Here is a 22,111-nt window from a genome sequence, read left to right on the forward strand (position 1 = left end):
AGAAAGTGTTTTCACTTGAAAACAGAACCCCGATTTGTTTACAAGTGTGTCCTTTATTTTGTGTAGTCTCGAATACTTGTTTTTATATTTCTTGCTATGGAACAACTCATCCATGAATTTGCCCAATTTTTACGACATCACTTGACCTCCATTTCTGTGGGGATTGTTGCCACGGTCTTGATGATCTACGGGTCGTATATCAATGGATTTTTCAAGAAAATTACGCGAAAAATGCCTTTTGTGGCCCGCTTTGCTCTTTTTATTGTGCTATGCTCGGCGGGATATGCGTTTATAAGTGCTATGTTAGTTCGTTTGTTTAAAATGTTCTTGCTGACCCAGGCGGATTTGCCCTTGATCGGAATTTTGTTCGGCACATTTATTTTGCTCGCAATTCTGGCTTACCGCGGAAAAGAAGTTTAGATAAGGAGATTCCTATGGAACAAACTGTCGTTGATTCATGGATCTTTGCCCAGGGCACCTTCTGGGCTCTAGTTCCTCCCATTGTCGCTATTGTCCTTGCCTTGATTACCAAGGAAGTTTATTCTTCCTTGTTCCTTGGCGTGGTCATGGGCGGCTTGTTCATTAGCCAGGGAAGTTTCCCTGCGTTCCTGGATGCTGTTTTCAAGGATGGCATGATCAAGCAGGTTACCGATGCGGGTAACGTTGGTATTTTATTCTTCCTGGTGATTCTCGGAACTATGGTTGCCTTGATGAACAAGGCGGGCGGTTCTGCCGCGTTTGGTAACTGGGCCAAGAAACATATCAAGACAAAGGTGGGGGCGCAGATTGCTACCGTTTGCCTGGGTATCTTGATTTTTGTGGATGACTATTTCAACTGCCTTACCGTGGGTAGCGTGATGCGTCCGGTAACAGACAAGTTCAAGGTGAGTCACGAAAAGTTGGCTTACCTGATTGACTCTACTGCTGCTCCCATTTGCATTATTGCGCCGATCAGTTCCTGGGCTGCTGCGGTGACGGGCTTTGTGGATGGTGAAGATGGTCTCGGACTTTTCGTGAAGGCTATTCCCTTCAACTTCTATGCCCTCTTTACTTTGGTGGCCATGTTCGCGTTGATTTTGCTGAATGTGGAATTTGGCCCTATGCGCCGTTATGAAGATGCGGAAAAGGTTTTGGATGCCCAGATGAAGGAAGTCCGCAAGCCCGAAGGAAAGGGCGGCGTTATTGATCTTGTTTTCCCCATTGTGTGCCTGATTGTTTTCTGCGTTATTGGAATGATTTACACCGGCGGATTCTTCTCCAGCGGTGATGCCCACAAGGGCTTTATTCAGGCTTTCGCCGACTGCAATGCCTCTGTTGGCTTAGTGCTGGGTAGCTTTGCCGCCTTCCTGCTGACTGTCCTTTGGTACTTGTGCCGCAAGGTTCTTAGCTTTAACAAGTGCCTGGAATGCTTGCCCGATGGTTTCAAGGCCATGGTGCCCGCTATCTTGATCTTGACTCTGGCATGGAGCTTGAAGGGTACTACCGATGCTCTGGGCGCCAAGGAATTTGTAGCTGGCATTGTTTCCAGCAGCGCTACAGGATTTATGAATTTCATGCCGGCACTGATTTTCTTGATTGCCATTTTCCTGGCTTTTGCAACAGGAACTTCCTGGGGCACTTTCGGAATCTTGATTCCTATTGTGGTAGCAGCCTTTAGTGGCGTAGATTACCAGTTGATGGTGATTTCCATTTCTGCTTGCATGGCTGGCGCTGTTTGCGGCGACCATATTTCACCCATTTCCGATACCACCATTATGGCTAGCGCTGGAGCCCAATGTAATCACGTGAACCATGTGAACACCCAGCTGCCCTATGCGCTGAGCGTGGCAGGGATCAGCTTTATTTCCTTTATTGTGGCTGGTGTTACCCGTAGCGCAGTACTTTCCCTTGCCTTGGGTGTGGTGCTGATTGTGGGTGGCCTCTTCATTATGAAGAAGAAAAAGGTGTACTTTAATCCTTTGAAGAAGAAGGATTGATTTGGGCCAGTACAATGGCCACGGCCATGATAATGCAGCCTAAGGCTTCTTGAGTGTTGAGGCGTTCCCCAAGAACGACCCAGCCGGCAAGAACAGCGAATACAGATTCCAAGCTCATCAGTAGCGATGCTACGGTGGGCTTTATTTTATTCTGGGCTACAATTTGCAGGGTGAATGCGACGCCACTTGAAAGAACTGCGGCGTACAGCAGCGGAATCCATGCGTTAACATGGGTGTATATTTCTACGGCGCTGGCTAGGCCCGCAGCGGAACATTTCATGTCTACAAAGAACATGGGGAAGGCGCTCAAAACGCAGGCCACCAAACATTGAATTGCAGAAAGTCGAACGTTGTCTACCTCGGTTCCGTACTTGTCCACAATGAGAATCTGGGTGGCGAAGGACAACGCACAAAGAAGCAGTACGCCGTCAGAAAGCTGAATGGAAAATCCTTCCTTGATGCAAAGAAGATAAAGGCCGACTACGGTCAATCCGACGCAAATCCAATTCTTTGCAGAAATCTTTTTCCCGATCAATACGCTTAGAACAGGAACCAGTACGATGTAGCAGGTGGTCAAGAATCCGGACTTGCCGGCGGATGTCCCCAGGTACAGTCCCAACTGCTGAAAGTTTGTTCCGAAGGCCAGGGCGATGCCGCAAAGAATGCCTGCCTTCCAAAGCTTCTTTGTGTCTGCAGAATTCTTGGGCTTGCGCGGGCTCTTGCCTGCAAAATCCAGAATTCGGGCCAGGCCAAACAGCAAGAATGTGGCGATGAAGTTGCGGACACAGGTGAAAACAAAAGGACCTGCACTGTTGCCTTCTGCTTGGGCAACAAAGGTGGTGCCCCAGATAAAAGCTGCAAGAACCAATAAGAAACTGTAACCTAAATTCGCCATGGCCCATATATAGCAAATACCTTGTTTGTAAACATTTTTTATTTGTAAATAAAGGTGGGGTTATGTAAAAAGAAAGTGGAAACCCTTTGCTTGAAAAGCGGGGTTTTATACTTTTGTTTTCGGTGTGTGGAGGAGGATAGTATGCCCGGTAAATCGGCACTGTTTTTTTCCCTTTGCGCAGGCTTGGCTCTGAGTGTTTCAGCTACCGCTGCGTCAGTTACTCCCGCAACTCCAGTCTTGGACGAGGCGGACAATTGCTACCAAATTTCCAACGCAGCTGAATTGTACGGCTTTGCTGCCATTGTTAACGGCACTAATGGCAATACCAAGAATATGGCTGCCTGCGGTAAGCTTACCCAGGATGTTGTTATAAACGAGAACGTTCTTGATGCTGACGGCTCTGTGAACGCAACGGATTCTGCAAGCTTCGCAAAATGGACTCCCATTGATACTTTGTCTGGCGTGTTCGATGGTCAGGGCCATAAGATTTCGGGCCTTTATTATTATAAATCTAATGCGAACTCCGTCGGCTTTATTAATGTATTGACTGGCGGCACGGAAGAGTCTCCTGTCGTAGTGAAAAACCTTGAAATTGCGGGTTCATATTTCGGTGCTAGAGACCAGATAGGTGGCTTTGCCCATTCCGCCCAATATGGCGTTATCCAGATTTACAACTGCGTATTCTCTAGTACAATCGAAGGAAGGTATGTGCATGGAGGCATTGTGGCTCGTGCAAATACAAATTCCAAGCTTTATGTAGACAATTGCCTGTTTAACGGAAAAATTTCTGGCGAGACCAATACAGGGGGCCTTGTCGGACAAACTTTGGGTGGCTCCCTTTTCCTGAACAATAGTGTGGCCGTGGGTACTGTGATTTACACAGGAACTGGCTCTGCACTGACCAGGGGCGTGAATGTTCTTTTTGGAGACAAGTACAGCGGCTCTGCGGTCATCGAAAACTGCTTCTATCTGGAATCCGCGGCTATCAATGAAATTGGCGGTACAGCAGTAACGGCAGCCCAGCTGGCCGATGGCTCTGTCACCAAGGCATTACGAATTTACCAGGATCTCAATCGCGGTGTAGATGGTTCCGTTTGGGGTCAGAAAGTGGGCACGGATGCATATCCCATACTGAGTGGAAAATTGGAAGGTTACACTGGAACTACCGCAAGCATTGTTTTCCATACTTACTCCGGTGACGAAACCGTTTACGCTTCCGAGTATGTTCCTGGTTACAAGGTTGTTCTTCCTAAGGCTTATCGCGAGGGCTACCAGTTTATGGGCTGGTTCGCCAACAGTAGTTTTGGCGGGTCCGTAATGACCGAAATTCCTCCCAATGCTTCGGGCAAGCAGGAATTTTGGGCAAAGTTTGCCAAAATCTACAAGGTGACTTTGAATGTAGAAGACGGAACAATTGATTCTGCCAATGTTTCCGCATACACCGAAGGCATTGGTGCAGCCCTTCCTAAGAAGGTCCGCCGTTCTGGCTACATGTTCAGGGGCTGGATTCTTGATGGTGATGCCAGCGAAACCTTTGTGGATTCCATTACGACAAAGATGTCCGGTGACTTGAAGTTCAACGCTTCTTGGTTTGAGGTGAAGGCTCCTTCCAAGAATTCTGATGGTTGCTACGAGATTTCCTCCTCCGCAGAACTTTATGGCTTTGCAGGTCTTATTAATGGCATTTATGGCATGACCAAGTCTACCGTAAATTGCGCTAAGCTTACTGCAGATATCGAAGTGAACAAGAATGTCCTTAAGGCTGATGGAACCCTGGATTCATCAAAGATTGCATCCTTTGTTTCTTGGAATCCTATTGATGGCTTCTCTGGCAAGTTCGATGGTCAGGGTCATAAGATTTCTGGCCTTTATAGCGTGAGTAACGGAGCTAATGGAGGCTTGTTCGGATTAGTCAAGGGTGGCATTACCGTAAATCCAGTGATCGTTAAAAACGTGGGCCTGGTGGATTCCTATATCTATGGATCCTATTACACTGGTGGCTTGATTGGTGCAACGGATCAGAGTACCGTACTCCTCGTTGAAAACTGTTATAACGAGGCAAATGTTGTTGCTAACGGTACTGCTGCAGGAATTATTGGTTTCGTTCACTACTTGAGTGATGCGACCATTGTAAACTGCTATAACCTTGGAGCAATTCATAGTGCCGCCAGTTACAGCGCGGGTATCAACGCTCATCAGGGTAGTACTGTTACCCTGAAAATGGCGAACTGCTATAACCTGGGAACTATTACTTCTGGTTATTCTAGCTACCGTAGGATGCTGATTTATTCAAAACCCACCTACCTTACCATGGAAAACTGCTTCTATGACAAGGCTAAGGGCAATAAGGAAAATGGGGGCTTTGGCGCTACTCCGGAACAGTTTGAAAATGGTACTGTGGCAACAATGCTTCGTGAAGGAACTTTCGGAATCCATGATGGCTCAATCTGGGGTCAGGATGTAGGTTCCGATTCCTATCCCTTGTTCCGTAGTGCAATTTCTAATTCCAAGGCGGTGAAGCATGCGGTTACATTCCACACCTACGAAGGCGACAAGGTTTCGTATTTCGATACCTACGTTGAGGGCTTTTCCAAGGCTCTTCCGGTTACGAATCGTGAGGCATACTCTTTCAGAGGCTGGTTTGATAACGCTGAATTTACCGGCGTCAAGGTGGATTCCATTTTGGCTTCTGCCACCACAGATCAGGAATTTTGGGCAAAGTACGAAAGACTGTTTACTGTAACCTTGAATACAAACGGCGGTACCATTGTTTCTGACAACGTGACCGAATATGTAGAAGGGATTGGAGCAAAGCTTCCTAAGAACGTGACCCAGAATAACAAGGTGTTCATGGGCTGGTATACCGACGAAGAATTTTCTGGATCTCCTGTATCCAACATTTCTACGACAGACGAGGGTAACAAGACTTTCTATGCAAAGTGGATGACATTGAAGGTCCCTCAGCTGGAAGATGGCTGCTATGTCATTTCCGATGTGACGGAACTTTACGCCTACGCCGCCATGATTAACGGTACTAGTGGCTACAGCAAGACCCCGAACATTTGCGGTGCCTTGAGTAGGGATATTGTGGTGAACGAAAATGTGTTGAAGGAAGATGGATCCCTTGATTCTGCCCGTGCTGACCAGCATGTTCCTTGGAATCCCTTGGATAACATCACCAATTCCTTTGATGGCCGTGGCCATACTATTTCTGGCTTGTATATCAATGATCGTTCAAGGAACTATCTGGGTTTCATTGGCCGCATAAATGGTGGTACAACCCTGAATCCTCTGGTTATCAAGAACTTGAATATCAAGGATTCCTATGTTGATGGCACAAACTATATAGGCGGTGTTGCTGCTTTGGTGCTTACTTCGAAAGTTGTAAAAATGGATAGTGTGAGCTTTGACGGTGTTATTGAAAATAGATACATTGCGGGTGGCTTGGTAGCTCAGAATAGTGGTACACTGGAAATCCGCAATAGCCAAACCTCTGGTTACTACGCCTATAACGATCCTACCGCTTACATCACGGACATTGGTGGCCTTGTTGGAACGAATAATTCAACCTTGTCTGTTGAAAATTGCAAGAACTTCGCAACTGTTGTAGGTAAAATCTATAATGGCGGCTTGGTTGGTGAAACGGGCACGTCCTTGACTATATCGGAAAGTTTCAACGAAGGTTCTGTTTTGGGCAACGGCTACAACGGTGGCCTTGTTGGTTACGTTTCTGGAGCTGTCAACATCATCAACTCCTACAATGCGGGAAAGATTGAATCTATTGATAATTATAACGGTGGAATTGTGGCTTACAATTCTGGTACACTCAACCTGATGCAGAGCTACAATGTTGCTCCGGTTTCCGGAAAGAGCTATATCGGTGGCTTGGTCGGTTATAACAATGTGACAATCAATGTAGCCAACAGCTATAATCTGGGCGCCGTTTCTGCAACTAACAGCTATGCTGCAGGCTTGTTGGGCTACGCCAATCAGGCTTCGGGCTATTTTGCCAGTTCTTATGTATTGAACAGTTATAGCATGGGTGAGGTCTCTGCAAAGAGCTATATGGATCCTGTCGCCAATGTGGCATTGAAAACGGGTGTAGATTTCCCGAAGAACTTTGTCAATAATTTCTACTTGGAAGTAGAAGGTGGCAAGGAAAGTTCTTTTGGTACAGCCAAGGAAAGGGTTGCCTTTACGGATACTTCCTTGACCAAGGAATTGCACGCCTATGTTCAAAAGGATGCCGATGGCGTTGCTGTAGAAGGCGGTGTCAATGGTCTTGTATGGGGGCAGGATTCCATTCCGATGCTTAATACCAAGGAATATTATGCTGTAGGCTTCGTGCTGAACGGCGGAACCTTGGAAGACGCTCCTAGGACTTACAAGACTGGTGATGAATTGTTGTTGCCCAATCCCACTCGCGAAGGTTACGAGTTTATGGGCTGGTTCAAGAATCCTGAATTCGGTAGCTCTGCCCAGGCTGTGACTAAGATTTATGAAACTGACTTTGGCAACAAGATGTTCTACGCCATGTGGAAAGTTCTTGAATATACCGTATTGGTTTCCGTTAATAACGAAAACGCAGGTTATGTCACTGGTTTGAAGAATGACGGCAAGTATAACTACGGTGAAATGGTGACGCTGAACGCCGTTGCCGCCAATGGCTACTACTTTACCGATTGGACGTCGGATGCGGAATCTTTCAAGTCCGAACAGATTACTTTCCACGTGAAGGGTAACGTGACCTTGGTTGCGAACTTCGAAAAAATTCCGGAGAGCTCTTCTAGTAGTTCCAGTGAAACGCCTGCTTCCAGCAGCAGTGAAAAGAAGGAGTCTATCGAAGTCGCTGGCACGGTGCCGCAGTTCGCCTTATCTGCAGTGGGCCTCGATATTCAGGTGGCTGGTGCTAGCGTTGGCAGTGCCTACGCAGTTCTCGATATGCAAGGTCGTATAATCGCATCTGGCCGAGTTTCCGCCTCCAACTTTAACATTGCCTTGGGACGCGTCGGGGCTTACCTTGTGCGCATAGGACCCCAGGTGAAAATGGTAAAGTTGAAGTAGTTTCCATCGCAAAAAAATCATCGAAAAAGGCCGTTTTTTGAATAAAACGGCCTTTTTCTGTTGAGAAAACCCGAAAAATTACAACGCGAAAATTGACAAAACTCACATTCTGAAGGCACTTTACTTTTATCTTCTTACAAAACGAACTTTTTTTGACCCTAGTTTGTATTTTCAGTTGCAGAAAAAAAAGACAACAGGAAGGTCTATATGAAATCACATGATGGATATATCTTGAAACAGACTCTTGTCTTCATGGCCATTGCAATTGCCCTTGGTCTTATCTACGGTTAGTTTGTTAAACAACTGAGAGAGAAAAAAGTCGGCGCTGTCATTTTGACGGCGTCGATTTTTTTTGATGGGGAACCGAGCAGGGGCTTCGTTGGGACTGCGCGGACTTTGCTGCAGAATTATGTTGTACGCAAAAAGGCAGGCTCTTTCGAGTCTGCCTTTTAAGCTGTCATGTCTAAGAAGGCCTGAACAGTCATGCTGCCCTTGGGCACACCTTCGGTGTGCTTCCCGCGACGGCTCGGTTATGGACAAATAAATTTGTCCGCAACACTCGCCTTAGGCGGTAATCGCCCTCCTTTCTCTTATTGACGGAGACGACGCCTTCGTTCATTTCCTTTTGGAGTGCTACGCACTCCCAACCGTGGCGGCTCGGCAATGCCCACGCAAGCGTGGTCGCTGCTCTCGCCTTGGACGGTTGTCACCAACGAAAAACGCAGGCTTTTCCAGCCTGCGTTTTGTAATTGGGTCACGTCATGATTAACGAACGACTTGTCTGTCTGCTTCTGTCATCTTGAGGAAGTCGGCGACAGACATTTGTCCCTTGTCACCTTCTTTTCTCTTGTTCACAGAGACAAGTCCTTCGTTCATTTCCTTTTCACCTACAATAATCTTATAGGGGATTTTCTGGAGTTCGCACTGACGGAACTTGTAGCCAAGCTTTTGACGCCTTCGGCGTCCGCGGCTGCGCCTCGGTCATCCCCGTCAAGCGAGGACAGGTGCCGAAAAGCAAGCTTTTCGTCGCGACACTCGGCTTGCACGCTTTTCCTTACCGATGCGGCGGTGGTCGCGCTTTTCGGCTTCTTCAAGGAACTTCAAATAGGTTTCCAGGCCTTCCTTGTCGGCAAAGCAGGTGCCGTACACGCGGGTCAGCTGGTCGCTGTTCTGGTCGCCGTGCCAGTATGCACCTGCGAGGGAGAGCAGCTTGAAGGACTTCAGCTTGCCAGTGCTGGGAACGTGGGGGCCTGCACAGAGGTCTTCCCAGTTCTTGCCCGGTTCGCCGTTTGCATAGAAACTCAGGGTGCCGTCGGCGCCTTCGCGAGCCAGAGCGCGCTGGGCGTTCCCGCACATATATGTGCGGTCGGGCTATATTGCAAGGCCACCCGTGCGCACCTGCGGCACGCCCGCGCGGCTCTTGCAACCAAGCCTCGCTCCGCGAGTCTTGTCCCCAAGGGGTCACTATCTCCCCTAAAGGGGGACCATGGCCCACTAAGCACTAAAGTGCTAAGTGGTTGCAGGCCTAACGCAAAACATCTTCATGCTTAAATTGATTCTTTTGAAAAAATTATATTTTCAGCGGAAATGAAAAGTTGTATATCGATAAAATTAGCGTTGATCATAACAGTCTTGGCCGCTTTTTGTCATGCCAGCGACGTATCTAATCGTTTTTTCAGGCTCGGTACTAGCATTGGCCTTTCCTACGATTTTTTGATCGGTAAAGAGGGAAATCTGATGGATTCCAAGGATTTCAATGGACCAGGTTTTCTGCTCGCAGTCAACACCATCTTTAATTTTCAGGATTTGCCGGCACTTCGCACAGGGCTAACATACAATGTTCGCTTACTCAAGAACGATGTTGGGTTCACAGACGAACTCCTTGACCGCGATACCTATGTAAAATACGAAACGGTCAGTTTAGGAATCCCCGTTCTTGCTCATTTCCAAACTCAAAGTCCATTTTACTTTGATGCAGGATTAACCTTCGCGTTCATCATAGACGCAAAGGAGGCTCATTATTGGACCAAAGGCAGCGCCTATGGCTTCGGAACAAAGTGGGATGGCGCGGGTCTTTCCTTTTGCGACATACAACTCACTGCAGGAACAGGAATCATACTCGGCAACCGCTTCGAATTGGGTTTGCAAACGTTATTCGGTTTAACAACTGTCTTGGATGCAAGCGAAATAAACGAGCGATATGATGACATCAGCGTGCATCTATTGTCATTTAGCGTAGCACTCGGCTACTATTTCATCTAGCGAAACCAGGAAAAAATTGTTTTGGCTTGACAAAACTGTCTTCTCGCTTTTGGGATTGAGCCATCTTTTTCTGAGCTTCTTCATCGGTGTCATAGGACCAGACTGAAGACAATCCGCAAATACTGCGGTTGCCCCGGTGGTTGCTTTCATGGGCAAAAGCTAGACCTGCAAGCAAAAGGATTACGGAAACAGGAAGCGACAGACATTTCATAAACGACTTTTTTATCAAATCATTTAAATTTCGTTGTCATGTCAAGTGTGTCGCCACGGCCATATTCATCGCGATACACCAACTTCCAAGAAATAGTCGTATCGCGAAAAGACTTTGACGTATTGTTGTATAGAACATATTGTATTTGTTTGGGTTCATTAGGCAAACTATAATAGAAGCAGGCTCCCCGATCATAAGCAATACGCGTTTCAGCTTTTGAAATCCCGCATTTCTCGGTTCCCGTGGAGTCCCGGTGTGCAAGCAAGCCAATAATTTGGCTGTAATCCGAGCGGTATGTTCCAAGCCTGTACTCATCTGTTTTCAACAAGGTTAAACTGTCGGGAAGCCCTACCGCTTCAAGAAAATAATTCGACGAATAATTAACCAGCAACTTGCAAGTTTCCCCTGACAATTCCGAGAAAAGACTCTTTACGGAATCGCGATTGAATTCTGAAATTTTGGCATAGGGTATGTAGTCCATTCGCGCATTCGGCCCAAAATTCAAATCCGCAACAGTCGTATCATATAAAGTATCTTTTTGCAAACAAGGAATTTCAACTTTATTAGAATCATAACAAATCTCTATATAGGACGTATGAAAAATGTTGCAATCCACATTTGTCACTTGGGTACACGAGAAAGTCGAATCACCGACATGGCAATTAGACGCGTTCCACACAGAAGTATCCCCCTGTGGCCCAAGGATGCGATACATTTGAACATGCTTTAACACATAATCGTCACCTTCTTCGACACTCGTTGCATCTGCATTACTAGATCCTGCCGAACATGCCGCCAGAACAGCAACCATACATAGCAGAAATAGGGTTTTATCAAAAGGACTTTTCATCAAAATAGCCTCCGAAGATCCACTCTCAGAAATATACCTAATTTGGCGGCGGCATGACGGAACCTCACAAAATCACGTTTATTGCTGTCGGACTTTTTATGAAACACATTTGTATCATATTTTAAATTCAGACGAAAAATTTGTAAAAAAACGCCGTTTTTATTACGTATTCGATATTTTTGTTTTATTTTTAAGAATATGAGGCCTATTACCGAATATCAGGATTACCGTGAGTATATGCGAGATTTCTATGCCGAGCGCAAGAGAAGTTCGTATTTCACTTGGCGAAAATTTGCAAGTCTCGCCGGATTCGCGTCGCCCGCATACTTGAAACTGGTAAGCGACGGGAAGACAACGCTCAGCAAACCGGGAATCGCAAAGGCCGCACGAGCCATGGGGCTTGAAGGATTTGACTACACCTATTTCGCTTTGCTTGTCAAATTCGGGAATGCAAAAAACGAGAGCGAGAAAGAAGCCGCACTCCAGGAAATTGAGCACGAAGCGCACATGAACAAGATTCGCGTCATCGACGCGGACGCATACCGCTATTACGAAAATCCTGCCTACCCGATTATTCGTGAACTCGCCCCCCTTATGCCAAACGCTTCGTTTGGAGAAATTGCGTCTAAAGTAAAACATGAAATTACGGTTGCACAAGTCCGCGACATACTCCAGTTTCTTGTCAAGGCAGATTTGCTCAAAAAGAATGACGACGGAACTTACGAGCAAACACAAAAAGCCGTCAAGGGTTCCAAGGAAACGATTCCCCTAGTCATCCGCACGATGAACCGAAAAATGTCCGAATTGGCGGTTCAGTCCATTGCCAAGGATTCCGTGGAAGAGCGCAATTTTTCAGGAATCACCATGGGGATAAACAAATCTGTTTATGACCGCATTACCAAGGAGATAGACATCTTCCGTAAAAAGATTATTGACATCGCAAACGAATGCCGAGATATTGATCAGGTCTATCAAATGAATTTGCAGGTGTTCCCCCTTACAGACAAGGCGACCACCTCGGATAAAAGGAGACGCAAATGAACACGACAAAACTCCTAATCGCATTATTGACAACTTTGTTCTGGGCGTGCTCCGAGACGCCGAACGAAGCGGGAACCACTGAAATCGAAAACACGATGGCGGGAAACCCCGGCGAGATTTCGGCACCGGATGACGGCGGCCTGGCATCAGAATCGTTCGCCTCGGATACGAAAAATGGACTGAAGTTAGGTTCATGCCTCGCTGGCTTGGGAGATTCACCCGTTTTGGCAAAGCGAGCCGCCAAAGCAGCAACCTTCGCAGAAGACTCTTCCAATGTTTTTCCCATGGTGTATATCCTTAATGATTTGCCCAAAGCGTATATCCTTAACGACGGCAACGGAAATTACCAGGTATTCGTCTTGAAAGTGATGGACCTCTGCTATGTCGAGGCGGATCTCCTGACAAAACGTTCAGGCGACACCTTGGAAATCGAATATGGCCCCGACCGTGTGGAATCGACATGCATGTGCTATAGCGACCACTGGTTCGATATTGCCCCCGAAAACAAGGACATCAGGTATTTCAAGTTCAGCGGAAAAATCTACGAAATTGACCCCGGCCCCGCTCCAGGACCTTCGAAAAAAGTAAAAAAAGCAGACGAAGGCCCTGAACTGACAGATGCCCGAGACGGACAAGTTTACAAGACGATTCAACTCGGCGAACAGACCTGGATGGCCGAAAATCTCAACTTTGAAATTGAAGATGGTGTCCAAAGTTGGTGCAACGGAAACAAAGGCGAAAACTGCGATAAGTACGGTCGTCTATACACACTCGCCGCCGCAAAGACAGCCTGCCCACCCGATTGGCACTTGCCTTCAGTTGATGAGTGGCCCACAAAGGGGAATGGTGGCTACTCGGCGTTTTACGCTTATGGCGTTGAGGGTTGGGGAAATGCAAAAGACGAATACGGGTTCGCAATTTTGCCCGCAGGGAACTATCAAGCAGAATTCCAAAATTATCTTGAGCCGGGCCTTTTAGCATTCTTTTGGACATCCACAATAGACAAACTCAATCATAATTGTCCTAAAATGATTCATGTTGGCGACGGTTCCGAAGGAATGGTAAGCGTCTGTAGCGACAACGAAAACGACGGATTATCAGTCCGCTGCGTAAAGGACTAGATTTACAATATTATATTACAACCTTGAAGAGGATGACGTTTTATGAAAAAGAGCCTAATTTACCTGATAGCCGTTTCTCTGTGGCTTCTGGCCTGTAGCGATTCGTCGTCGGAACCGCAAAAAGAAGAATACGATATAAGCGGATGCTGCTCCGGGGAATTGACTATCGAAAGAATCATTTCGATCAATAGTCTTGGAGATACCATAAACATACGAAATGGAGATTCCACATATACAAATAAGGGCGTGTGCAATCCACCGCCTCCGAGTGTAATGACTTTCATGTGTGCGGAAACTCCGTTTAGATTTGTTGATTCTGTCGTTATAGATTCAAGCATTTCATCTTCTAGCGAACCACTTTCTTCATCTTCGCTTCATAATTCCGATTCTATCCAAACACTGGAAGCATTTCTCGAAAAATACGACATAACAGACTATTCCTTTGATAAAAATGTTCTCGCTTACAACGAGACTTCCGGCTACTGCGATGCGTTGCAGAACACCTGCTTCGAAGCACCGGGCATAAGCGAGTTCAGAACATTAGGGCTGCACAGGTTCGAGGCAAACGACATCACTGCATTGACGACAATTTTTCCGCACGCTGCGGCAGCGATGAACAATAAAATCGAGGGGTGTCCGCTTTATGTGCTGAACATCAGCGACACTTCGCCCGCAATCCACATTCTCACCAACATCACGAAAGACACCATCACCATCGTAAATATCAGCGACGAGTGCGCCTATGAGCCGAGACCCTTCGACATGAATGTCGGATTCTTGTTCACCTATTGCGACGAACTTTCCGAAAATCCCGAAGTCGTCACCACACAAGTGTTTGACGACAAAATGGAATGCGGAACAATTGAATACGCGGAATGCATAAGCGAAAGACTCTAAAAATCAACCTAATCTATGGCGGGGGGCAAAATATAAACGGATGCACAGCCCTCATGATAATAAGCCAAAAGATTTTTTGCTGCGAAACAGAGCCAACTAACTTTAGTCCTTCAGACACCGAACAGACCTGGCTGAGTCCAGAACCAAACCTCGTTTAGCGAGTCTTGTCCCCAAGGGGTCACTATCCCTAACGCAAAAAGGCGAAACCCGACTTGGATTTCGCCTGCTAAAAAGAGAATTCGATTCCTATTCCGAATAAGTCCACTTAACAAGAGTCGTGTCCGCACCGGCCTTGATAAGAATGTCAGTGAACTTCTTTTGAAGATCCGTTTGATTCCAATGACCAAAATTACAATAGTCCAATTCTACCATATCGCTTGATTTTTGATTTACGGAATAACCACGATCAATTAAATCTTGGAAATAAAACAATTGATCTTCTTCCGACAAAAATGTAAGAGCATTACTCATCTGGCTGCATAATTCGTGTAAAATGGAATAATCCCCGTTCACGTTATACCGAACACTATCTATATCGGAAATTAAAGGGAGTAGTTCGTAATACCATTTTCTTGCGACTTGGCTACCAAATTTTCCATCCATTCCATTTGCAATGGTGCGATAAACCGTTTCTCCACTAATTGGATAACCATTGTTCATTGCGTATCGGACAAGGTTTGTATCACCAGCCCACATAGCTTCTGTCGTAAATCCATTGCCAAGATTCCTGGCCACAGAATCCATACCATTATCTATTAGATAATAGATAATGGAATCCGCGTCAGTTGTCCAAATCAAATCTAAAATGACAATTTGGTCTGCATGGGCGTTTGTGTCATATAGGCTCATATCTAATGAAGCACAATTCTCTATACTTTTTTTTAATTCAGTTAAATTAGAATCTTGAATAGCCCTCCACAAGGAGGAATCTTTGACAAATTCATCACAATTCTCATTCAATTGCAATGGATACTGCTTTTCGTTGTTTGCACTTGAGGAATCATCGGAACATGCGGTAAATAAGGCTATCAAACCAAATAAAAGAATGAACTTTTTCATTTGCAACTTCCAATTTTCGTGAATTGATCGTAATCAATTTTTTTGAGTTTGCCTATCCTTCAAATAATTTTAGGGACAAGAATTCTTTCTCTTTTCTATGACGAATGGATGGGACTAGTTCCGTGAGAATCAAATCATTTACACAGACTTTTCCTGAATCAATTAGTGAGTCTAAATGCGTGGAATTGATTCCGTTGTGAAAATAATCTATCCATACAGAAGTATCGACAAGAACCATTAAATTCGTCCTCGCATAGAATCCATATCAATGTCGAGGTCGACTTTCCCTTTAAACTTTTTTAATCCTGCGATGGATTTTGTTTTCAGCAGATTTTCCAAAGCGAAAACAACCACATCATCTTTTGATGTGATTTTGGTAACGACCATAGCTTCTTCAAGAAGTCTCTCGGGAATTTCTAGAGTGGCAACCATAAGTACCTCGCTTTCTTTCGCTTTAATATACATATATAGGACACAAAAGTCAAATGACGAAGGTTTGGCTTTCACGGACAAATCAAAAAAGGCAGGCTCTTTCGAGTCTGCCTTTTTAATGCTAGATCCTTCGACTTCGTGCTTACGCACTTCGCTCAGGATGACACCTTCGGGGTCAATTAGCGAACAACCTTGCGGTCGTCTTCGGTCATTTCCAGGAACTGAGCGACGGTCATCTGACCCTTGTCACCTTCCTTACGCTTGTTGACGGAAACCTTGCCTTCGGCCATTTCCTTCTCGCCAACGATGATCTTGTACGGAACCTTCTGGAGTTCGCACTGACGGAACTTGTAGCCAAGCTTTTCGTTGGATTCGTCGATGTCGCAGCGGACGCCGGCGTTCACCAGTTCGCGTTCCACCTTGTGGGCGTATTCAGCGAACTTTTCGGAGATGGGGAGGACGCGTGCCTGGACCGGAGCCAACCACAGCGGGAAATCGCCCATGAATTCTTCAATAAGAATACCGAGGAAGCGTTCGATGGAACCCACGGCTGCGCGGTGCAGCATAACGGGGATGTGCTTCTGGTTGTCCTTACCCACATATTCAGCACCAAGGCGCTGGGGCAGGTTGAAGTCCACCTGGATGGTACCGCACTGCCAATCACGGCCGAGGGAATCCTTCAGGGTGAATTCAAGCTTCGGGCCGTAGAAGGCGCCTTCGCCCGGGTTCAAGATGTAGTCGAGGCCAGCAAGCTTTGTGGCTTCTTCGAGAGCGGCTTCAGCCTTGTCCCAAAGTTCGTCGGAACCCACGCGGCGTTCCGGACGGGTGGAGAACTTCACCACGATGGAATCGAAACCGAAGTCGTGGTAGATTTCCTTGACGAGAGCGCAGAAGTCAGCCACTTCGGAAGCGATCTGTTCTTCGGTACAGAAGATATGAGCGTCATCCTGCACGAAGCCGCGGACACGCATCAAACCGTGCATGGTACCGGCAGGTTCGTAACGGTGGCACTTACCGAATTCAGCAAGACGCATCGGAAGATCACGCCAGCTACGGAGGCCGGTGTTGAAGATCTGAATGTGGCAGGGGCAGTTCATGGGCTTCACAGCCATTTCAACGTCGCCAGCCATGGTCTTGAACATGTTTTCGTTGTACTTGTCGGCGTGACCGGACTTGATCCACAAAGTCTTGTTCACGATTTCCGGAGTAATCACTTCCAGGTAGCCACGACGGTCGATCTTACCACGGATGTAGTCCTTGAGGGCGTTCACCATCTTGGTGCCGTTGGGGTGCCAGAACACCATGCCAGGAGAATGGTCTTCGATGTGGTACAGATCCATTTCCTTACCGATGCGGCGGTGGTCGCGCTTTTCAGCTTCTTCAAGGAACTTCAAATAGGTTTCCAGGCCTTCCTTGTCGGCAAAGCAGGTGCCGTACACGCGGGTCAGCTGGTCGCTGTTCTGGTCGCCGTGCCAGTATGCACCTGCGAGGGAGAGCAGCTTGAAGGACTTCAGCTTGCCAGTGCTGGGAACGTGGGGGCCTGCACAGAGGTCTTCCCAGTTCTTGCCCGGTTCGCCGTTTGCATAGAAACTCAGGGTGCCGTCGGCGCCTTCGCGAGCCAGAGCGCGCTGGGCGTTCCCGCACATATATGTGCGGTCGGGCTATATTGCAAGGCCACCCGTGCGCACCTGCGGCACGCCCGCGCGGCTCTTGCAACCAAGCCTCGCTCCGCGAGTCTTGTCCCCAAGGGGTCACTATCCCTAACGCAAATACTAAAAATTTACATTTATCTTACAATTTTTATGTATATTTCAAATAAAACTGGATAATATTATGAAATTTTATAAATTACGCAGTTTCATTCTCTGCCTTCTTTTGGTAAATCTTGCTTTTGCAACCTCGCCGTCAGTCAAGTTATTGAGTGAACGGCATCGCACCGAATGGAACTGGGTTGAATATCGACTAGCTCTAACGAATCTTTCTAATTCAACCCTAGCAAATCCAACAATTCGCTATTTTGCAGAAAATCCAAAAATTCAATACTGCAAAGCACATCCAAACGATGTTAGTTGTGCAGGAATGCAATTCAACAGTTTTGAAGTTGATTCCACACTTAGAACAGTCGTAGACGATTTCACTATAGTTGATTCCGTCAAACCCCAGTTTTATTACAACTCCAAATACACTGTTATTTCACTTAAATTCTTTGGCAACATCCCATCGCAGGCAACTTCTACAATAAACTTCAGAATCATGAGGGACCAATATCCAGCATGGGATTGCTCGCATGATTATTCATTCCAACAAAACGCAAATGTTCAAGAAGAACATTACAAGATGGCAGTCTATGATTCTGATGGAAAAATTTTATGGGGAAGCGATCCATTTGCTTTACAACATGATACAACCAATATATATTGGCAAGATCGCTCTGGAACAAAAGTCATTTCTCAATATGATGGACTTGATTCAGCACGAACTATAGAAGGGCGTTTTTGGTTACTTAAAGGGGCTCCTTTAAGTTTTGACGAAAGGCTTTCCTTAGACAGTTTAGGAGTAAAACTTCTCGAGACAGCTCGTTACCAAAATAAGGGCCTTCACTTGTTAAAAGCCAAAATCCCTATAAAAAAGAAAACGCTAAATGCACTTCTCTCTAATTTCTTTAATGCGTTTGTTGTGGATGATACCACACAAATTTCGTTAATCAAGACTCCTACAGATTTATATCAGGAAACATATATATGTGATGAAAGTGATTCTTGCTCAACGACTATAAGTGAACGAGCTGCATTTAATATGTCTATTGAATGTTGGCCTGATTTGCATATTGTTGACTGTAAAAACATCGCTTTACAATGTGGCGGAGACAGCATCTATATTGATCGTGATATTATTTTGGCGAAAATTCAAAGGACATCAATTCAGTGTTTAGCAAACCATAATGATGTGAGATTCATGCATTTACGCAGAACAGAGCCTCTCGACACCTATAATGGGCGTACAAATATTAATATTGAAACCCTACAATTTTCTGAGCCTAAATGGCAACAGGCTTTATTGATGCCTGAAATGACAGCAGATTGGTTACTAGGTGCTAAATATACAGGAGAAGGAATTGTTGTTGACGTTCACGACGATCCTATAGACTTCGCACACCCAGGATTCAAGGAAATCAATTCTTATGGAGCTGATATTCCTAGACAAGCTATTGGATTTGATGATGCTAGGTCCGTAATTGACGAAAAAGGCGTTATTCATGGGCATGGAACTCATGTAGCAGGAATTATTGGAGGGAACGGAAGACTATCAGAAACATTTAAATCGGCAAGCCTTTATCAATATAGAGGTGTTGCCCCAAAGGTAAAATTTCATGCCCAGCTCAATAGTTTTGAAAATGAACGGGGAAACGTCGCCAATCACTCCCATGCTCTGCTAGAAGAAATTCTCCCAGCAGAAGAAAGAGATAGTGAAGGCGAGATATTAAAACTATACCAATACTATTATGGCACAAAATCAGCCTCACTTGATAGAAATATCTTCTACAATTTCACAAAAATTACCGATAGAGGCGACAATCTAATCAAAACTATAGTTGCAACAGTTGGGAATGCCGCTTATTACTTATTAGAATCAGGCGGCGTAAGGTCATATTCGGAATATACTTATGGATGGCAATGGGGGTATCATTCTGTCACCGACAATGCAAAAAATCAAATTTTAGTAGGTTCTTACAATAAACCTGATTTAAAATTGTCTCATTTTTCCAGTTTAGGACCAACTTGGGACGGACGAATAAAACCTGATATAATGGCCCCCGGAGATGGAAATAATGCGATTTTGGGGGTTGAAAGAAGTGGAATCATTTCTACAATTCCATTAGAAGGTGGGAACTGGTATGGTGCCAAGGCGGGAACATCTCAGGCGGCACCGTTTGTGACGGGCGTAGTAGCATTAATGTACCAAAAGTTCCAGCAAAAAACAGGAATCTCCCTAAACGAATATTCCATGCGCAACTCGACAACAAAGGCGTTGCTCATCCATTCTGCAATTGATATGAAAGGATCAGGAAGTGACTCGTACAAAAACAAAGACATTAATGCCCCAACGACTTATGGCGTTGGACCTGATTTTGCCACTGGCTGGGGGAGAATAGATGCAGAAGCAGCACTAAACCTAATTGAAGATTACGACATAAATTCTAAATCGTTTGCTAAATTTCGAGAATTTTCTATGTATAATGGAGTTCAAAAGCGCTGGAATATAAATGTTCCAAATGGGAAACCTTCGCTACGAACAACCATTGTATGGGATGATGCGCCCGGCAATCCAAATAAAGATAATTACACAGACCCTAAACTTGTGAATGATTTAGATTTATATCTTATATCGCCATCTGGCACCATTTATTACCCTTGGACTCTCAAGCCCTTGTCGACTACATACATAGATAACGATGGACGTGAATTTCCAAATAGGGAAATACAAGACCGAGTATCAGGATTAGAAAAAATTACTCTAGAAGAAGCAAGCACTTTGGCGAAGAATAGTTGCACTCCTTTCGATCCTAAAAAGATTTCAGAAAGTTGTTTTGATAGACTGAATAATGTAGAAGTTGTCGATATAAATAATCCTGATCCAGGCATATGGCAGGTTGTGGTAAAGGGATACAGAGTTGAAACCGGAAATAGCCCCGATGGAAGAGCTCAAATAGCTTCCATCGTCAGTGATTTTCCATTAATAGAAGCAACAAGTAACGGTAATCACCCATATACTGCAAACACGCAAACATCTGAAATAATTGATCTCGAAGTGGGATGTAATCAAATCAACTGTTATCTGGAAAATTATGTAACTTTCGGACCTGAAACATCTCTAGGAGAAGGAGACCATATATATCTTTACGATGGTTGGAATCGGCTTGTTGGAAGTTATACGGGAAATTCGTTAGCGAATCAACGAGTTCTTGTAACTACAAGGTTCTTGCAGATTGTTCTTGATAGCGACAATGATTTAAGTCAAGGTTGGGGCTACTCCATAAGTAATATAGAACATGTTCCATATGGAGTCTTGCAAGTTTTATTTTCTCCCTATAAAAAAGGAGAATAGAATGAAGAAAATCGCATTGACCATTCTATTCTCTCTAGTTTTAGTTCAAGCAAGGACTTGGAATACATTCACTTCTATGGAATGTGATGCTTTTTACGCTTTTATTCACGATTCCCTTGCTCAAATAAATTTTATTCAAGGTGGCCCAGAGTTTGGTTTTTCAGTAAAATGCATTGAAAATGGTTTTGACGATACATTTCCTATAACAGATTCTATCGGCAACATTGTCGATTGGGAAGAAAAACGTGTTCCTGTCACTGGTTTCTCTATTCATTTTTTCAATGAATCAAATCCGACGGAAGACTCATTATGGGCAAGGCATCTTAACACATGGGATACCTTCGATACAATTGATGTGAAAGATTACGTACTATTTAATAACGACTCGATTTCGTTCGATTCCATTTATCGGAAGGACTTGCAATCGTCCAGCGACTTCCTAATATTGTATAAAGGGGTAAATTATAATGCATTTTGCCATGTCAAATCAGGTTTATGTACAGGGAAGTATTCAATTTTTTGTCAATACCAAGACGATGGTAGTCTTAATTTCGATACAATTCCAAATATTCCTTCTGATTGCAATTATTTGAACAAAATTGTTTCAACAAGGTATAAAAAAAATGTGAAAATGCAAAATTATATTCCATGTAAAGTTGATGGAACAATCATCGACAAGAGTTCATCAACTATTATTATAAAAAACAATCAACCAACGCTCCAACTAAAAAGGAAATCATTAAAATGAAAAAGCTGGCTCTAACTCTTCTCGCTGGCGCAGCCATTTCCTTCGCTGCAGAACATTGTAACGACGGAACATCCAATATGCAGATTCCACTTGGATCGTGCTACAATGACGGCTACGTTTGTCTAATTTCCACCGAATCATCCGGAGCAGTTCGTTTTTATCTTGGAAAAACTTCTAGTTGTCAGACTTTTGAAACTACTGGATTTACAACACACCCTTATTATGACAACGGCACCCTTAACACAACTGTCTCCGACAACTCTTTAAGGCCTCTTCTCGTTGAGGATGCGATGGACAATGTTGGCGCATTAGGAGTCGCTGTAAACACAGCGTTCATCATCAACGCCTTCAACGAAAAGTTAAAAGTTCGTGTTATTTACCACCGTGTTGGAAACGTAGCTGATTTAAACAGCGTTAGATTGCAAGGAATTAGTAAAATTCCGTAATCA

At 45.0% G+C, this 22,111-nt stretch carries 17 protein-coding genes; 10 read left to right on the top strand and 7 right to left on the bottom strand.

Annotated features, from left to right (window positions below; translation table 11 throughout):
* Nucleotides 1-96 precede the first annotated feature (96 nt).
* Nucleotides 97-420 (top strand): DUF3392 domain-containing protein, encoded by a 324-nt coding sequence (locus MJZ25_02935; protein ID MCQ2123117.1) that lies wholly within the window; start codon nt 97-99, stop codon nt 418-420.
* 14 nt (nt 421-434) lie between these two features.
* Entirely contained in the window at nt 435-1,976 is a 1,542-nt protein-coding gene (locus MJZ25_02940) for a Na+/H+ antiporter NhaC family protein (protein ID MCQ2123118.1), read from the top strand.
* Here the strand turns inward: MJZ25_02940 and MJZ25_02945 are convergent.
* The gene (locus MJZ25_02945) at nt 1,951-2,871 is read right to left on the bottom strand and encodes a DMT family transporter (protein ID MCQ2123119.1); all 921 of its coding nucleotides are present in this window, start codon (nt 2,869-2,871) and stop codon (nt 1,951-1,953) included. The genes MJZ25_02940 and MJZ25_02945 overlap by 26 nt on opposite strands.
* Before the next feature lie 141 nt (nt 2,872-3,012).
* On the opposite strand from MJZ25_02945, the gene MJZ25_02950 reads away from it, so the two are divergent.
* Nucleotides 3,013-7,935: an InlB B-repeat-containing protein gene (locus MJZ25_02950; GenBank protein MCQ2123120.1), complete on the top strand. Its 4,923-nt coding sequence runs from the start codon at nt 3,013-3,015 to the stop codon at nt 7,933-7,935.
* 765 nt (nt 7,936-8,700) lie between these two features.
* Here MJZ25_02950 and MJZ25_02955 read toward each other — a convergent pair.
* A complete protein-coding gene (locus MJZ25_02955) occupies nt 8,701-8,832 on the bottom strand; it encodes a His/Gly/Thr/Pro-type tRNA ligase C-terminal domain-containing protein (GenBank protein MCQ2123121.1) in 132 nt (43 codons plus the stop codon).
* Between the two features lie 93 nt (nt 8,833-8,925).
* Complete coding sequence (locus tag MJZ25_02960; protein ID MCQ2123122.1) at nt 8,926-9,291, bottom strand: hypothetical protein; 366 nt, start codon at nt 9,289-9,291, stop codon at nt 8,926-8,928.
* 231 nt (nt 9,292-9,522) lie between these two features.
* On the opposite strand from MJZ25_02960, the gene MJZ25_02965 reads away from it, so the two are divergent.
* Nucleotides 9,523-10,197, top strand: coding sequence for a PorT family protein (locus tag MJZ25_02965; protein MCQ2123123.1), 675 nt, complete (start codon nt 9,523-9,525; stop codon nt 10,195-10,197).
* A 230-nt stretch (nt 10,198-10,427) separates the two neighbouring features.
* Here MJZ25_02965 and MJZ25_02970 read toward each other — a convergent pair whose 3' ends face one another.
* On the bottom strand, nt 10,428-11,258 hold the full coding sequence (locus MJZ25_02970; protein ID MCQ2123124.1) for a hypothetical protein: 831 nt from the start codon (nt 11,256-11,258) through the stop codon (nt 10,428-10,430).
* 198 nt (nt 11,259-11,456) lie between these two features.
* On the opposite strand from MJZ25_02970, the gene MJZ25_02975 reads away from it, so the two are divergent.
* The 3 genes from MJZ25_02975 to MJZ25_02985 are packed head-to-tail and all read left to right on the top strand — an operon-like array spanning nt 11,457 to nt 14,317.
* Nucleotides 11,457-12,299 carry a TIGR02147 family protein gene (locus tag MJZ25_02975; protein ID MCQ2123125.1) on the top strand — a complete coding sequence of 281 codons (843 nt, stop codon included), beginning with the start codon at nt 11,457-11,459 and terminating at the stop codon, nt 12,297-12,299.
* On the top strand, nt 12,296-13,420 hold the full coding sequence (locus tag MJZ25_02980; protein ID MCQ2123126.1) for a hypothetical protein: 1,125 nt from the start codon (nt 12,296-12,298) through the stop codon (nt 13,418-13,420). Before MJZ25_02975 ends, MJZ25_02980 begins: the two co-directional genes overlap by 4 nt.
* 42 nt (nt 13,421-13,462) lie before the next feature.
* Nucleotides 13,463-14,317, top strand: a complete 855-nt coding sequence (locus tag MJZ25_02985) for a hypothetical protein (protein MCQ2123127.1) — start codon at nt 13,463-13,465, stop codon at nt 14,315-14,317.
* A gap of 246 nt (nt 14,318-14,563) precedes the next feature.
* Here MJZ25_02985 and MJZ25_02990 read toward each other — a convergent pair whose 3' ends face one another.
* From MJZ25_02990 to thrS, 3 genes are all read right to left on the bottom strand, one after another.
* Nucleotides 14,564-15,376, bottom strand: coding sequence for a hypothetical protein (locus tag MJZ25_02990; protein MCQ2123128.1), 813 nt, complete (start codon nt 15,374-15,376; stop codon nt 14,564-14,566).
* Nucleotides 15,377-15,613: 237 nt separating this feature from the next.
* On the bottom strand, nt 15,614-15,958 hold the full coding sequence (locus MJZ25_02995) for a type II toxin-antitoxin system VapB family antitoxin (GenBank protein MCQ2123129.1): 345 nt from the start codon (nt 15,956-15,958) through the stop codon (nt 15,614-15,616).
* A gap of 29 nt (nt 15,959-15,987) precedes the next feature.
* Nucleotides 15,988-17,454: a threonine--tRNA ligase gene (gene thrS / locus MJZ25_03000; GenBank protein MCQ2123130.1), complete on the bottom strand. Its 1,467-nt coding sequence runs from the start codon at nt 17,452-17,454 to the stop codon at nt 15,988-15,990.
* Between the two features lie 187 nt (nt 17,455-17,641).
* Here thrS and MJZ25_03005 point away from each other — a divergent pair, with 187 nt between their 5' ends.
* The 3 genes from MJZ25_03005 to MJZ25_03015 are packed head-to-tail and all read left to right on the top strand — an operon-like array spanning nt 17,642 to nt 22,108.
* Nucleotides 17,642-20,914, top strand: coding sequence for a S8 family serine peptidase (locus tag MJZ25_03005; GenBank protein MCQ2123131.1), 3,273 nt, complete (start codon nt 17,642-17,644; stop codon nt 20,912-20,914).
* Between the two features lies 1 nt (nt 20,915).
* On the top strand, nt 20,916-21,662 hold the full coding sequence (locus tag MJZ25_03010; protein ID MCQ2123132.1) for a hypothetical protein: 747 nt from the start codon (nt 20,916-20,918) through the stop codon (nt 21,660-21,662).
* Nucleotides 21,659-22,108, top strand: coding sequence for a hypothetical protein (locus tag MJZ25_03015; protein ID MCQ2123133.1), 450 nt, complete (start codon nt 21,659-21,661; stop codon nt 22,106-22,108). Before MJZ25_03010 ends, MJZ25_03015 begins: the two co-directional genes overlap by 4 nt.
* Nucleotides 22,109-22,111: the final 3 nt, after the last annotated feature.

Source organism: Fibrobacter sp., from assembly GCA_024399065.1.
Lineage (GTDB): Bacteria > Fibrobacterota > Fibrobacteria > Fibrobacterales > Fibrobacteraceae > Fibrobacter.

Excerpts from the sequence above, each read along its gene's own strand:
- thrS (MCQ2123130.1), bottom strand. The coding sequence starts at position 17,454 with ATGTGCGGGAACGCCCAGCGCGCTCTGGCTCGCGAAGGCGCCGACGGC.
- MJZ25_02990 (MCQ2123128.1), bottom strand. The coding sequence starts at position 15,376 with ATGAAAAAGTTCATTCTTTTATTTGGTTTGATAGCCTTATTTACCGCA.
- MJZ25_02945 (MCQ2123119.1), bottom strand. The coding sequence starts at position 2,871 with ATGGCGAATTTAGGTTACAGTTTCTTATTGGTTCTTGCAGCTTTTATC.
- MJZ25_02975 (MCQ2123125.1), top strand. The coding sequence starts at position 11,457 with ATGAGGCCTATTACCGAATATCAGGATTACCGTGAGTATATGCGAGAT.
- MJZ25_02960 (MCQ2123122.1), bottom strand. The coding sequence starts at position 9,291 with ATGTGCGGGAACGCCCAGCGCGCTCTGGCTCGCGAAGGCGCCGACGGC.
- MJZ25_03010 (MCQ2123132.1), top strand. The coding sequence starts at position 20,916 with ATGAAGAAAATCGCATTGACCATTCTATTCTCTCTAGTTTTAGTTCAA.
- MJZ25_02965 (MCQ2123123.1), top strand. The coding sequence starts at position 9,523 with ATGAAAAGTTGTATATCGATAAAATTAGCGTTGATCATAACAGTCTTG.
- MJZ25_02980 (MCQ2123126.1), top strand. The coding sequence starts at position 12,296 with ATGAACACGACAAAACTCCTAATCGCATTATTGACAACTTTGTTCTGG.
- MJZ25_03015 (MCQ2123133.1), top strand. The coding sequence starts at position 21,659 with ATGAAAAAGCTGGCTCTAACTCTTCTCGCTGGCGCAGCCATTTCCTTC.
- MJZ25_03005 (MCQ2123131.1), top strand. The coding sequence starts at position 17,642 with ATGAAATTTTATAAATTACGCAGTTTCATTCTCTGCCTTCTTTTGGTA.
- MJZ25_02970 (MCQ2123124.1), bottom strand. The coding sequence starts at position 11,258 with ATGAAAAGTCCTTTTGATAAAACCCTATTTCTGCTATGTATGGTTGCT.
- MJZ25_02950 (MCQ2123120.1), top strand. The coding sequence starts at position 3,013 with ATGCCCGGTAAATCGGCACTGTTTTTTTCCCTTTGCGCAGGCTTGGCT.
- MJZ25_02935 (MCQ2123117.1), top strand. The coding sequence starts at position 97 with ATGGAACAACTCATCCATGAATTTGCCCAATTTTTACGACATCACTTG.
- MJZ25_02985 (MCQ2123127.1), top strand. The coding sequence starts at position 13,463 with ATGAAAAAGAGCCTAATTTACCTGATAGCCGTTTCTCTGTGGCTTCTG.
- MJZ25_02940 (MCQ2123118.1), top strand. The coding sequence starts at position 435 with ATGGAACAAACTGTCGTTGATTCATGGATCTTTGCCCAGGGCACCTTC.